The following is a 14,708-nucleotide window of genomic DNA, read 5'->3' as shown; positions in this document are numbered from 1 at the left end:
TATAGCTATAGCCAAATAAGTTAAGACATAAAACCCAGAAGAGTGTTGCGGCGCTTCGCGCCGCAACACTCTTCTGGGTTTTGTTTTTGTCCCAACATAACTGGCTACTGCTATATATGCGAATTATAGCGAATTATAACTGTTGCCAAGATTAGGACACACACCCCCAAAAATAGAATAGCGCCGCCATTCTATAAAACAGAAAACATCCTGCAATGCAGGATGTTTTCTATCTGTTTTAGGAAAGATGCTGTCATGTATTGGAAACTACACAGCTTGACAATAAGAGCTATACGCCTACAGGAGTGGGAATACTGCTGAAGTTAGGAACGAAGGGCTTGTTGAACAGTTGCGCCAATTGACGAGGAGCGCGATCGCACCAGTTGCGCTTACCGTAGACATAGCCAGCGATGAGAGGAAGAGCTACAGTTGCTTCCGAGTAAACCATTTGCTCTTGGACAATGTCCACCTTGCCCCAAGAATGTGCTTCCTTCAGAGTGGAACCTGAGAGAGCGCCATCACGTTCGTCAGCAACGGTAATCTGGACTGCGTATTTGTGCATTGCTGCTTCAAAACCAAGCAATTCCGCTGCAACAACTGTGTCTTGAGCAAAGTTCTTGGGAACACCACCACCGATCATGAATAGACCAGTATGAGGGCTTGCCAACTTGCATTGAGTCAATTCACGGAAATCGCGTACGGAGTCAATGCTGATGTGATCTTCAGGAGAGTTCCATTGGTGGTGAACAAGTCCAAAACCTGCGGAACAGTCACTGAAAGCAGGAACGAAAATAGGGATTTGATGTTGGTAGGCAGCCAATACCACCGAGTGACGGTTCTTCGCGTTCTTATCGAGATAGGCTCCCATTTCATGGATGAATTCACGGGAAGAGTAGGTGCGACGAGGTAAAGAATTCGCGATCTCAGCGATCGTCATGTCGCAAACGCGCAATTCATCTTCATCGATGTAGGTGTCATAAATGCGGTCAATGGCATTTTCGCGGAGGACTGCATCATCAGCAAAGGTATCACCGACATAGTGACGAAAGCCGAGGGCTTCAAAGAAGTCTTGGTCAACGATATTTGCGCCTGTAGAGACAATCATGTCAACCATGTTGTTGACGATCAAATCGTAGATAACTCCCTTCAGCCCTGCACTAAATAAAGAACCAGCTAAACAAAGGATGATCGCGCAATCTTTATCTTTAATCATATCGTCATAGATATGAGCTGCACGTCCGAGGTTTCTACCTTGGAATGCTGTATTTGCCATTGCGTCAACCAATCCGACAACATCAAAAGCTTTGATGTCAATATGTTCAACAGTCTGTTTAAGTAGATCGCGTTTCATGATTTTGTTTGTCCTAGATGCTATGTGTTGTAGATGTATGCGAAAAAATTTTGAGCAAACTTCAATAACAGAACAAGCAAAACTACATACTCACGCATCAGGTAAAACTTTCATCTATGCCCATGATGACTCACAGCCCATATCAATCTTTTCGATAAAAGATATCGGCTCCAGCACCATTACACACAAACAAATCCTACCCCTAGGGAGTTCTTTGCTGCCTATTCAGTTTTGAAAAAATATTTAAGCTTCCCCATGACGAGAAGCGATCGACCTAGGCTGTTAACAGTGGTTACAACCCTGATAGTTAGAAGGTCGATCGGAACATACTAGGTCCTTCACAGGCATCGTCCCAAGAAAGAGTAGGATCAGACTCGCGTCTTTCTCCTAACTTTAGGTTGAGGAGCCAATCACATCCAAGCAATAAAACCAGCTTTTTCAATTTCTATATAACTGAGTGCAACAAGTCCTTAAATACAATAGCACTTTTTTTAATAAACACAAGCAAAATGGCGCTAGAGGATCTATTTGTTAATGCGTTTAACTGTGTACTAGGAGACTTGTAGAGACTAAGCCTCCTTTTTGAAACAAGATAGACGTATTTCATGCAGGGACGATCATGATGACAGCGCAGTATCAGGCGGCTCTACACTCCTATGCAGAGGGTCGGTATGAAGAGGCAATGCAACAGTTCTCAGAATTGTTGTATGAAGATCCTCGCAATCCCAAGCTGCATATTTGGTTGGGGGCAACTTTTCGTAAGGCAGGAAAGATTGAGTATGCCAAGGTTCAGTACCAACAAGTATTGACCCTTACTGACGATCCTGACCTACTCGATTTGGCGAGTACTTCCCTTGCTCAAATTCAGAATAAGCTTGCTAATATTGCCAAGAAAAACAAGTCTCCCGAAGATCTTAAGGATCTTCAGGAAAATGCAAATACTTTCAGTACTTTTAATCAAAAGTCTAAGCCAAAAGGATCTGTGGATCAGGGGACTGGCGATCAAGTAACGGATAAGCTCGAAGGGGCTAAGCAGAAAAATCGAAACTCGCAACCAAAATCTGGACGTAACAAAAACCCTAAGTCTAATGGGACGAGTGCTAATAGTATTGCCTACATAATCGATCCTGAAGATGAATCGGGTTTAGATGAATTGACGGTCTTAGCTACGTCTCCTAGTAAGCCGGTTGCTAAATCAAAATTTACAGCCAATGCCGTGGGTGCGAGTAATGGGAATGGAACGATCCCCCCCCCACCTGCGATCGCTGCGCTATCTAAGAATGCACCTCAGAATCGCGAACAGGTAAATCCTTTGGCACAGCCAGAGGATCTGCTCGAAGATCAGCCCTTGATATTTGGCGATATAGAGAATCTTGTGGAAGATATTGATGACCTAAATGATCGATCTTCCTCCTACGCACTAATTGGCGATGGTTTAATAGGTGATGGGCTGATTGGCGATGGGCTGATTGGTGAAACTCAGAAAAGCTATCAATCAAGTAACAGTCAGGATACAACCCTTAAAGGTAAAGGTGAAAATAAAGGTGAAAAGAATAAGGATTTAGATTCCGTATTTCTTGATTGGGGGACATCATCTCAAAATAGTCGCGTTAAGGGGAAAGATACTGCCGCGATCGCTTTGGAGGATATGTTTAAATTCTCTAGCGTGGGGCAAAAGATCACTCTATGGGGTACGCTAATTGCCACCATTCCTGCGCTCGCTTTAGGGATAGCTGCCTATCAAGTCGGGGATAGCTTGTTATTAAATAGGGTTAAGCAAGCCCAACAGTCGGAGGCGATCGCCCTTGCCAATGCTACAAAAAGCTTTCTCAAGGGGCAAACGGGCGATGTGGAGGTCTTGCAGAAGCTCTTGGGATCGACGGATTTAGGGCAAATCAATTCACCCAAACCAGCCAATCCGACAAACAATAAATTGCTTTCCCTTGAGTCCCTACCAATTGCTGAGCAACGTCAATATAAGCAGCAGTTGACTAATCGCCTTAATCTTTACGGTCAAGCCTATCCTGAATATACAAGCATCGCTTTGTTTAGTATTAATGGTGAATTACTGGCTCAGTCAGCTAATTCCAAAACGCTGCAGACTATTAATCCCAAAGCGCTTAATAGGGCAAAGTCCACTGAAACAGTGCAACTTAGTAATTCGATCGTTACCAAGAATGGAGCCTACTTTTATGCGGTTGCCCCAATTAAATTTGCTGGTTCACCAAAGGCTAGCGTGATCTTACAGGTGGAAATTTCTACGAAAAATTTGGTGAATGAATTAACTAACGCCAGAAATAATAATGGGGTTGGGAATGGTAATTTTTATGTGATTGATAGCGCTAATAAGTACTTTGCTAGTTCGCAGCCAATTACGGGCAGTGAAGATGCTTTAGCAGATTTTGCGATATTAACCGATTTGAGATCGGGACAGTCCGCGAATCCCAAGGATTTAGTTAGGGGCGATCGCAATGTCCAAATGGTTGCCTATGCACCTGTTCCTAATGCCCAAGCTGCTGAATCCTTGACTTTAGACATACTGACAACTGTTGACAAAGCCACTGTCATTGCAGGCAACCAGAATCTACTGTTAGTAATTGGTATTGGTATCGGCGCAACTCCCTTACTTGCCGCAGCCCTTATTTATGCATTGTCGCGGCGCATAAGTACCAAACTTAAAGATATTCGGGCTGTTTTACGAGATCTCAGGCAGGGGAATGTTGATGCTAGCTTTGGGGCTTTAAGCGTGGAAGGAAATGACGAATTGTCAGACATTTCTTTCAGTATTAATCGGATGTCCGAGCAGTTTCAGACGATGATTCAAAAGCAGGAGCAGGAGAAACAACACCTGCAATTGCAAGTGGTCAAACTGTTTAAAGTCTTAGCAAAACTGGCGAGAGAAGAAAAACAAGAGGTTAAAGATGAGGATTTACTAGACGAGAAAATATTGCATTTGGGTAAAAAAGTACGAGCGGAGATCGTCCAAAGACATGCTGAAGCTGAGAGCTATCGCCTACAGAAGGAAGAGCTTCAGGAGCAGTTGATGAAGATGCTCAAGGATGTCCAAGCTCTGTCTGAAGGGGATCTTACTGTCTCCGCCAAGTCGATTGACGGTAGTTTAGAGAATGTGGCTATATTCTTTGATGATGTAATTCGGGGTTTACATAATATCGTTGGTCAAGTGAAATCATCGACTAACCAAGTTAATTTCTCCCTCGGACAAAATGAGCAGGCGATCGCTAATCTCGCAAGTATTTCGCAAAGACAATTAGATACAGTGACGCGCTCCCTTAATACTGCCCAAATGGCGAAACTTTCGGCAGATACGATCGCCAACCATAGTCAGCGAGTAGTGCAATCATCACAACTGGTAGCAGAGAAACTATCGGATGGCGATCGCTCTCTGGATGCGGTTATGTCTAAGGTCGGCGAATTACAAAACACGGTTTCGATCACTGCCAAGCGAATCAAACAATTGGGAACTGTATCCCAAAAAATTGCGAAGGCAATTTCGACAATTAATGAGATTGCCATTAAGACAAACTTCCTCGCAATTAACGCAACGCTTGAATCTTCACGGACAGGAGATGGCGTTAGTGGATTTGCGATGGTTGCTGAAGAGGTTGGCGAACTGGCGTTCCGTTCCGTTGAGGTAACTAAAGAAGTAGAAGTCCTACTTGGTAATATCCAAACCGAAACTACGGCTGTAATGGCAGCAGTGGAATCGGGTAGCAATCAGATCTCGGAAAGTAATACATTGACGATCGCCGCTAAGGATAGTCTCCAACAAATCGCGCAGATCTCACAGCAAATTGATGGATTGATGGTAGCGATCGCTGAGGCAACATCATCCCAAGTTCAAACATCTGAGGGGGTTGCGAACTTGATGCAGGATATTTCTCATATGGCTAAGAGAACCTTGGCTTCTTCATCGGAGGCTGCCAAATTTATTAAGGCAACGCGTCGGTATTCTGGCGAACTACAACAGTCATTAACTCATTTTAAAACATGATGCAAAAAACATAATGCAAAACCATGATGCAAACTCGATCGAGTCTACCTGAGCGATCGATCTTTATTACTACTGAGTTTTAAGGCGGAAGATAAACAAAGTTAGATATACCGACTTTTCCTATGATTGAAATATTACCTCAACCGAAAAAAATCTTTTCTGAAGAATCTCAAGTTCACACTCAGGACATGAAAAATAAAGTTCTGGAATTAGATTCGACTTTACCAAATTTTCGCGAGCAAATTGACAGTCTGATTGCCACGAATAAATTGCTCCAAGCTGCCGCGGTTCGGGCAGATTTTTGCCAGCCGAACTCTGCTTTTGCGGAGACAATTAGGCGTTTCGAGGAGGTGTTTTATTTATTGCGCGATCGCCATTCTGAGGTTGATTGGATTACGAAGGAGTTGCTTTTAGAGATAATTGGCGTAGCTAATCAGATAATTAATGAGTTCTGTCTGGAGATCGAAACCTCTAAAGACTGGATGAAAATTCAATGTGACTTGTTCGAGCAACTCCATGAGGATCTGTCATTAGAATTGGAAGTATTTGACACTCTAGAGGAAATAAACTCTAAGGATAAAAGCGAACCTTTTGGTTTGGATAATACGTCGGAGGGGATGCATTTATTCGATATAGATTTTAGGACGGATTTGGATGATGCTTTTGAAGAGGATTTTGCCAATCCATCCTATCTAAGCAATATCAATATAAGCAGTCAGCTTAACGGTTTGGATGGTTTTCTGATCATTCAGGAGGATCAAGACTTAGCCATTGATGCTAGCGAACCATTTGAGAATATCTCAGCAATGGCCAGTAGGGAATTAGAAGGTTTGTTTCCTGACCTGTTTTCGGATGCTTCGGATACTATCGATATTCTAGATGACGATCTAGATGGGGTTTCTGAGGGTTCTAGTGACTTAGGAAAAGAAACTCCAATTGGTGACGAGAATATATTGCCCATGCCTGAAATTCTTGCAGAAATATTTACGGAATCCCCTTTTGAAGTCTTGGCGAATGATTCTGATTCCGATGAATATGACCCCATGCCACAGGAAATCAGCGCAAGAGAGTCTATAGTTCTAGAGGATATTCCTGAGGCTAGGCATGCAAATCCCTCTATTCCCCTATTGCGGGAACTTGAAGTTCCATCTGAGCTTCCTAGCCTTGATTTAATCGAAGATAATTATGTCGACATCTCGATCTCCAGCGATTTCTTTGAAGCTATTGATAACGGGGACGATCGCTCAATATCTGGTGATTTTTTTGAATCTTTAGAAGGCGATTTAATCTCCAGCGATTTTTTTGAATCTTTAGAGCAAGACGATATATCTATTGGTTTGACTGATAGTGATATGGGCGATGACGATATGTCTATTGGTTTGATTGCCAACGATTTTTTCGCATCCCTAAAGCAGGATAAAGAGCAAGATCATAATATTTCTATCGAATTGATTAATACCGATTTTTTTGTAGCCTTGGAGCAGGGTGATGATATTCCTGATGATGTTGACCATTCTCTAGGATTGGATCAGGACTTCCAATTAGCTTCATTAGCTGATGCTGAAATAGTTAGAGAGGATTTTTCCGTTTCCGATATTGATACCTCGTTGGAGGAATCACCAATTTATCATAATAATATTGATAATACTTCCACTGATTGGCAGGATCTGTCTCAGTTGGATTTGGGCGATCGCGAAATGTCCTATGCAGAATTTACAAATCTGTCATTGACCGCTAACTATGAAATGAGTCCAGAAACCGATGGGGTCGATTTAATCGAAGCAAAAGCTTCCCAAAGTGATGGGAGTGACAATGAAGAAACCATTCGGCTTCCCTTAAATCATGTAGAACTGCTGGGTGATCTGTCGGAAGAACTATTGTTGCGTAAAGGGAGTATTGATGTTTATTTAGAAGAAATGCAAATGTTGTCGGGAGAGGTGCAAAAATACCTTCAGTTGTTAGAACCTAAATTTGCGAACGATAATCCTGAGGCGATCGCAAATCTCCAAGGGGCGATCGCTAGGATCGCTAATGTCATCGAACTAGCTGACAAACAGACCGATGCGATGAGTCACGATATTTGTCATTTAAGAAAAAATTTACGTCGAGTTCTCAAATGTCCTGTCTCTAGCCTTGTGAGAAAATTTCCGCGAATTTTGCGAGAGCTGTCATTACATAATGGTAAGCAAGTTGAGTTGATTGTCAAAGGGGCTGAAATTGGGCTGGAAAGAGCGATCGCTGCCGTTGTTGCTGAGTCTATGGAAGTTTTGCTTCGTAATGCCCTCGATCATGGGATCGAGTCTATTGACGATCGCCAACGGATGGGCAAGACTCCACAAGGTAAGATCGAACTCATGGCAACTCAATCTGACGAAGGTATTCAAATCAAGGTCTCCGATGATGGGCGGGGGCTTGATATGCAAAAGATTCGCCAACAGTTTGAGCAAGCGATCGCGGTTACGGATAGGTCGGAATTTTCGGATGTGGATATGAAAGATGAGCAATTAACAAATTTGATTTTTGAGCCAGATTTCAATCTCATCAATAGTTCTGCCCAAGGAGCCAAGTTGAGCGATGTGAAAGCTAAGCTTGGCGAGTTTGGTGGTTCTATCACCGTACATTCTGAGAGGGGGAAGGGGACTCAATTTACTTTGATGTTGCCAAACCTACTTTCCTTGATGCGCGTATTACTGATTGATATCGATCGCATGTGCTTAGCAATTTCCAGTAAAAATGTATTGGAAGTAATTTCGATCGAGGATCAAGACCTTAATCAAACATTGGAAGGCAAAGAAACCTTGCTATGGCGCGATCGTGTGTTGCCAATTGTCCAACTTAATTCTCTTCTTCAGATCAATTGTCGTCAAACTTTAAGTCAAGGTGCGGAGTTGAGTCAGTCTTGGGGTTACCCCTATCGGAGTGAAACCCAGTCATCTAGTCGTAATCCGTCTTCCTTTCTGATAATTCATCACGAAAATAACTTCTTTGCCCTACAGTCAGATGGTTGCTGGCATGAACAAGAAGCGACTTTCCAGCATATTGAAGGCGATATCCTACTCCCTCAGATTTTTCTGGGAAGCGTGATTTTGGGTAATAATCAGGCGGTGGCTCTACTCAATCCTGCTGAATTAGCGAGCCAGTTTTTGCGATCGCTTCCGAAGGAAAATGAGCAATTATCACATCCGCATCCAGTAGGTTTAAACAATTTGAGTAGTTTATCTGACTTTTTTAGTGCTGGTGATAGATCCCCAGAATTGCCGCCTGTTAAATTACCTGTGCAGGTAACAACCATTGCCGACCGATTGGAGCGATCGCCTAAGTTGGAAAATCTAGAAAGTTCGGGGTTATTTACAGACGCGATCGCCAAGAGTTCGCCTCGGAAATTATTGCACCCTAGAGTATTAATCGTTGAATCTTCAGCGAATGTCAGACGCTATCTGGCGATGACACTTACCAAGTCTGGATTTGTAACCGAGCAAGTCCAAAATGCAAAGGAGGCGCTAGCCCTGTTGAAAACGGAAGTCACCCTAAGTCAGAATTTTGATGTGATGATTACTGATTTAGAGATGCCTCAAATGGATGGATTTAAGCTGCTATCGACAGTTCGCTCCGATACCGATCTCCGCAATTTGCCAATAGTTGCACTGATGGCAAAGAACAATGAAAATGGGCAAAAGTTGGCTCTAGAATTAGGCGCAAATGCTTGCTTTAGTAAGCCTTACCAAGAAAAAGAATTAGTCAACAAGCTGAAACAACTAATCGCTTGATCCCCAAGGATAGCGGAGCAAAGCTCCGCCATCCTTTGACATGTTACAGCGCTTTGCGCTTAAACCCAAACCAAGGAAATTTTTGAAAGCGTTGCTTCGCAACGCTTTCAAAAATTTCCTTGTGGTTCGTTTGATCGGTAATTGCTGTAGGGCTTGATTAAATCGTGCCTTTGAATAAACCTTGGGGTTTAAAGAGCAATACCAAAATCATAATTACTAAACCTACACCTAGCTTATAGTCAGTCCCGATACAGTATTTTTGCAACTCTCCTAAAGCCGCAGGACAGGTAGTTGCCACCTCTTGGGAAATCCCCACAATCAAGGCTCCTGCGATCGCTCCATAGGGATTGCCAATTCCTCCCAAAATTACGGCGGCAAACATGGGTAAAATTAGAAACCAACCCATATTGGGACGGAGGTTGGTAATCAATCCATACATACTGCCGCCAAAAGCTGTCATGCCTCCTGCAATTACCCATGTCCAGATGATGACAGCGTTAACATCGATACCTGCAACCTTGGCGAGTTCGGGATTATCCGCCACGGCTCGCATCGCCTTCCCAATTTTGGTGTTTTGCAATAGGTAATACAGCCCCCCAATTATGGCGATCGCTGCCACAATAACCACCATTTTATTGCGAGTCATCTCTAACCCCAATACATTAATCGCTGAAAAAGTTGGTAAATTGTATTTCTGAGGTTTTGCTCCCCAAATTAAAACGATCGCATTGCGAATCACAAGAGCTAAGCCAATTGATACGATCATCATAGTCGTTGCGGTCGCTTTTTTGGCGCGTAGGGGTTGCCATAGGATTTTTTCCCATATGAGCACTAAGGCGATCGCGATAGCACTACCAAAAGCGATCGATAACCAAATATCGAGCTTGAGGGTGGTATTGGCAAGAAAGGCAAGGTATGCGCCTAGGGTGAGAATGTCGCCATGGGCAAAGTTAGCAAGACGTAGGATGCCATAGGTAAGCGTTAAACCGACTGCCGCGAGTGCAATAATGCTTCCGACAGCGATACCATCAATGGTTGATTGCAGGACTTCCAGCATTAAAAAAATTTATCAGAACTTTGTAGCTATCCATATTAACGCCATTTAAACAATTATTCCATAAACCAGAATGCAGAGACCCTTCAAAACCCCAAAGATGAGTGGCGGCGCTCCGCGCCGCCACTCATCTTTGGGGGGTATGTTGCTATAGGTTTTCAGTTTACTTATGCTTAGCTGCTTACTTCATAATTCCTCTTCATAATTCCTCTTCTTTTTTAACGTGAGTTCAGGATAATTTGAAACGGGTTTTGAGAAAGGGTTTGCTACGCAAACCCTTTCTCAAAGCCCAAAGTAAAAGCCTTGCATAGCAAGGCTTTCACTTTGGGCTTTACCTTGGGTTTTGAGAATTTGCCAGCTTAATCCGAACTGACGTTTTTTTAGGAAAGGGATATGCTGAATTAGTTCACCATGAAAATTACAAGCGATTATTTTTACCATCTGAGACTGTAAATGCTTTGTTTGACAAGGGGTTTCAATTTCTATGTTAACTATTAATTCTATCTTTTTCTGTTAGTTATAGACGATAGTTCTCATTAATAGATTTGCAAGGTTGTAAATCCGAACTAACTGTTATAAAACTGTAAGTAGCTAAGTAAACTTAAAACCTTGAAGAGAGTACCGCCCGAGTAGCGGGCGGTACTCTCTCTGGTTTTGCTTTTTAATTATGCTGAACTACTTAATATAGCGAACTGAAATGAGTTCAAAGAGGCTTCGACTTCGTTTAGCCATCGGGATACACTAGATGAGAAAAATAGAAGTTCTATTTTTCTCATCGGTGAATCTCAAGGAAAGACCTCCCCATTTTGTAATTCCCATTTTGTAATTCTCATTTTGTAATTCTCATTTTGTAATTCTCATTTTGTAAATATTCTCTAGCTGATTTCTAATTAAGATGCAAAATAAGCCACACTATGAATATCACTTCTCGTCAAGTGAATTCATCCGAGATATTGTCATTGGCATGTCAGATGGTTTGACAGTTCCTTTTGCCCTAGCAGCGGGATTGTCAGGCTCAGTTGCATCAACAGCGATCGTGGTTACAGCAGGATTTGCCGAAATTGTGGCAGGTTCGATCGCGATGGGACTAGGTGGGTATCTAGCGGCAAAGACCGATGCCGAACATTACCAAAGCGAACTAGAACGCGAATATTTAGAAGTGAGTGAAGTGCCTATGGTTGAAATGTCAGAAGTTATGGATATCTTCCAATCCTATGGCGTTTCTGAACTAGAAAGCGAAGTTATTGCCAAGACACTCATCAAAAATCCCGACAGCTTTGTGAACTTTATGATGCGTTTTGAATTGGGCTTAGAAAAGCCCCATCCCAAACGCGCATTGACAAGTGCAATGACGATCGCGATTGCTTATATGGTTGGAGGTCTGATCCCCCTATCTCCTTACATATTTATGCGTAATTTGAATAGTGCTTTCCTAGTTTCTATTGTGGTCACCCATATTGCCCTTGCTGCTTTTGGCTATGTCAAGGGAAGATTTACAGGAACTACCCCTATCCGTAGTGCCGTTCAAACTGTGTTAATTGGTGGCATTGCTGCGGCTGCGGCTTTCTTTATTGCAAAAGCTATTTCTCACTAACTGATGTTACGTGGAACCCTCATCTCCTTTGTCCTTCTCCCGCAAAAGAAGGACAAAGGGTGAGGGCTTTACAAGCTTCCACATAATGCCAGTAATTCAACTAAACCAGCTACAAGAATTCGATTGAGATTGTTAATTTTCAACAATAGGATCTATATGAAGTCTGTACTGAACCCCCAAGAATTAACAGGTCTATCAGAACAGGAAGTTAGCCAACGCCTGCAAACTGAGGGATATAACGAGTTACCGTCAAGCGATCGCCGCAATATTTTGGGAATCATTCTCGAAATTACTAGTGAACCCATCTTTCTACTATTGCTTGGTTGTGGTGGTATTTATCTTTTTTTGGGGGATGTGCAAGAAGCATTGATATTACTAGGTTTCGTCTTTTTTATTGTGGTAATTAATCTCTACCAAGAGCAGAAAACCGAGAAATCCCTCGAAGCTTTACGAGATCTCTCTAGTCCTCGCGCTCTAGTAATTCGTGATGGAGTGCGAAAAAGAATAGCAGGTCGAGAAGTAGTACGTAGCGATCTGATTGTAATTGCGGAAGGCGATCGCATACCTGCGGATGGTGTCCTGCTATGGTCAACTCATCTCACCGTTGACGAATCCCTTCTCACAGGTGAATCAGTACCCGTAAGAAAGATTGCCCTTGACGATCGCGAACCCGTACCAATTAATCGCGCTGGTGGTGATGATTTGCCCTACGTTTATTCGGGGACTTTAGCCGTCCAAGGACAGGCGATCATCGAAGTGCAAGCCACTGGCTCGAAGACCGAAATGGGCAAAATCGGTAAGGCTTTACAAACGATCAAACAAGAAGACTCGAAACTCCAAAAGGAAACAAGGCGCATTGTCAAGCAACTGACCGTCATTGCGATCGCTATTTGTGTTGTCGCAATAGTGATTTATGGAATTACACGCAACGATTGGCTGCATGGAGTACTAGCAGGCTTAGCTTTAGGAATGGCAATTTTGCCCAATGAAATTCCTGTGGTTTTAGCGATCTTTTTAGCCTTAGGCGCATGGCGCTTTTCGCAACAAAATGTTTTGACTCGGCGTATTCCCGTCGTGGAAACCCTCGGAGCGGCAACAGTGCTTTGTGTTGATAAAACAGGTACGCTGACGATTAATCAAATGACCGTGCAGCAGTTATTTGTTTATCAAAAGGAATCTCAATGTCCCGCCTTTTACGATCTAACTTTGCACGAACGGGAAGTTCTGCCCGAAGACTTCCATCGTTTGATCGAATATGGAATTCTTGCCAGTCGCAAAGATCCCTTCGATCCCATGGAAAAGGCTCTCAAATTGGTGGGTATAGAATTACTCACGGGCACAGAACACCTTCATGATGATTGGGATATTTTACGTGAATATCCCTTGTCGGGAGAATTACGAGCCATGTCTTGTGTCTGGGAAACCAGTCAAGGTGGTGAAAGTCAAGGTGGTGAAAGTCAAGGAGTTGAAAAAGAAATCGCGGCTAAAGGCGCACCCGAAGCGATCGCGGATCTCTGCCACTTAAGCTCGGAAGCGATCGCCGATCTCGCAACTCAAGTTAACATCATGGCATCGGTAGGACTGCGTGTGCTAGGTGTAGCTAAGGGAGCACTTTCAGCAAACAGTTCGCGTCATATTCATCCTGTCGATGGTTCTTTACCCAGCGATCAGCATGACTTTGATTTTGAATTTATTGGGCTAGTTGGTTTAGCCGATCCAGTGCGTTCTAATGTTGCCCCTGCGATCGCGGAATGCTATCAGGCGGGAATTCGCGTGGTGATGATTACGGGTGACTATCCCTCTACGGCGCAAAATATTGCTAAGCAAATTGGGCTATCAGGTGGTGAAGTAATCACGGGTTCTGAATTAGAACAAATGTCCGCAGAACAATTACAATCGCGCATTCGCAGCACGAATATCTTTGCCCGCGTTGTACCCGAACAAAAACTGTTGATCGTGAATGCACTCAAACAAAGCGGTGAAATTGTTGCCATGACAGGTGATGGTGTCAATGATGCCCCTGCGCTTAAAGCCGCGCATATTGGGATCGCTATGGGCGAAAGAGGTACTGATGTCGCTAGAGAATCTGCCGATCTGGTTCTGCTTAATGACGACTTTAATTCAATTGTCGGATCGGTCAAGCTCGGTCGGCGCATCTTTGATAATCTCAAGAAAGGGATGGCCTATACCCTCGCCGTTCACATTCCGATCGCGGGTATCTCTTTAGTACCGATTTTCATGAAATGGCCGCTGGTGCTTCTGCCCATTCACATCGCCTTTTTGCATCTGATCATCGATCCCGCCTGTACGATCGCCTTTGAAGCCGAACCCGCCGAAGCCAATATCATGCAGCGATCGCCCCGCAATCCGAAGGAACCGCTCTTTGATAAGCGCACATTACAAATAGCTTTTTTCCAAGGCTTGAGTGTCTTAGTTGTATTAGTGATGGTTTATGCGATCGCCTACTATCATGGTAACTACGCCCCCAATGTTAAACTTTGTAGTGCAGGAGCTTGTGATGCGAGGGGTTTAGTCTTTACGACATTGATCGTTTCTAACCTTGCGATGATTCTGACCAATCGTTCATGGACTAAAACGATCATCAGTACGATACGAGTCCCTAATCCCGCGATCTGGTGGATTATTGGCGGTGGTGTATTATTTCTTGGACTAATTCTCTATATTCCATTTTTGAGACAACTCTTCCAGTTTGACTATCTCCATTTTGAGGATTTAGCGATCGCCTTATTGTCTGGCATTGTCAGTGTCATCTGGTTTGAGGTATTCAAAGGGAAATTAGGCGATTCCTAAAAAGTTTGTCCCCTCCTTAAGCATTTATAGCAGTAGCCAGTTATGTTAGGACAAAAACAAAACCCAGAAGAGTGTTGCGGCGCTTCGCGCCGCAACACTCTTCTGGGTTTTATGTCTTA

General features: G+C 43.4%; 7 protein-coding genes. 5 read left to right on the top strand and 2 right to left on the bottom strand.

The features are described from left to right. Window positions 1-289: 289 nt before the first annotated feature. A complete protein-coding gene (locus AC805_RS09455; protein WP_055075200.1) occupies window positions 290-1,351 on the bottom strand; it encodes a 1,9-bis(guanidino)-5-aza-nonane synthase in 1,062 nt (353 codons plus the stop codon). Window positions 1,352-1,388: 37 nt separating this feature from the next. Between AC805_RS09455 and AC805_RS25525 the strand changes: the two genes are divergently transcribed. The 3 genes from AC805_RS25525 to AC805_RS09445 all read left to right on the top strand — a co-directional run bounded on the left by AC805_RS25525 (window position 1,389) and on the right by AC805_RS09445 (window position 9,130). Next, window positions 1,389-1,586 (top strand): hypothetical protein, encoded by a 198-nt coding sequence (locus tag AC805_RS25525; RefSeq protein WP_156341364.1) that lies wholly within the window; start codon window positions 1,389-1,391, stop codon window positions 1,584-1,586. Between the two features lie 384 nt (window positions 1,587-1,970). Next, the gene (locus AC805_RS09450) at window positions 1,971-5,363 is read left to right on the top strand and encodes a methyl-accepting chemotaxis protein (protein WP_082429453.1); all 3,393 of its coding nucleotides are present in this window, start codon (window positions 1,971-1,973) and stop codon (window positions 5,361-5,363) included. 122 nt (window positions 5,364-5,485) lie between these two features. After that, the gene (locus AC805_RS09445) at window positions 5,486-9,130 is read left to right on the top strand and encodes a response regulator (RefSeq protein ID WP_055075198.1); all 3,645 of its coding nucleotides are present in this window, start codon (window positions 5,486-5,488) and stop codon (window positions 9,128-9,130) included. Between the two features lie 157 nt (window positions 9,131-9,287). Here AC805_RS09445 and AC805_RS09440 read toward each other — a convergent pair whose 3' ends face one another. Further along, on the bottom strand, window positions 9,288-10,187 hold the full coding sequence (locus AC805_RS09440) for a branched-chain amino acid ABC transporter permease (protein WP_055075197.1): 900 nt from the start codon (window positions 10,185-10,187) through the stop codon (window positions 9,288-9,290). A gap of 892 nt (window positions 10,188-11,079) precedes the next feature. Here AC805_RS09440 and AC805_RS09435 point away from each other — a divergent pair. Next, window positions 11,080-11,778 carry a VIT1/CCC1 transporter family protein gene (locus AC805_RS09435; protein WP_055075196.1) on the top strand — a complete coding sequence of 233 codons (699 nt, stop codon included), beginning with the start codon at window positions 11,080-11,082 and terminating at the stop codon, window positions 11,776-11,778. Between the two features lie 156 nt (window positions 11,779-11,934). Beyond that, window positions 11,935-14,589, top strand: coding sequence for a cation-translocating P-type ATPase (locus tag AC805_RS09430; RefSeq protein WP_055075195.1), 2,655 nt, complete (start codon window positions 11,935-11,937; stop codon window positions 14,587-14,589). The last annotated feature ends 119 nt before the right edge of the window (window positions 14,590-14,708 follow it).

The sequence above is a fragment of the Pseudanabaena sp. 'Roaring Creek' genome, assembly GCF_001402795.1.
Classification (GTDB): Bacteria; Cyanobacteriota; Cyanobacteriia; order Pseudanabaenales; family Pseudanabaenaceae; genus Pseudanabaena.
The sequence above is the reverse complement of the archived record's forward strand: the minus strand, read 5'-3'. Positions and strand labels throughout refer to the sequence as shown.

Excerpts from the sequence above, each read along its gene's own strand:
- AC805_RS09445 (WP_055075198.1), top strand. The coding sequence starts at position 5,486 with ATGATTGAAATATTACCTCAACCGAAAAAAATCTTTTCTGAAGAATCT.
- AC805_RS09455 (WP_055075200.1), bottom strand. The coding sequence starts at position 1,351 with ATGAAACGCGATCTACTTAAACAGACTGTTGAACATATTGACATCAAA.
- AC805_RS25525 (WP_156341364.1), top strand. The coding sequence starts at position 1,389 with ATGCGAAAAAATTTTGAGCAAACTTCAATAACAGAACAAGCAAAACTA.
- AC805_RS09435 (WP_055075196.1), top strand. The coding sequence starts at position 11,080 with ATGCAAAATAAGCCACACTATGAATATCACTTCTCGTCAAGTGAATTC.
- AC805_RS09440 (WP_055075197.1), bottom strand. The coding sequence starts at position 10,187 with ATGCTGGAAGTCCTGCAATCAACCATTGATGGTATCGCTGTCGGAAGC.
- AC805_RS09450 (WP_082429453.1), top strand. The coding sequence starts at position 1,971 with ATGATGACAGCGCAGTATCAGGCGGCTCTACACTCCTATGCAGAGGGT.
- AC805_RS09430 (WP_055075195.1), top strand. The coding sequence starts at position 11,935 with ATGAAGTCTGTACTGAACCCCCAAGAATTAACAGGTCTATCAGAACAG.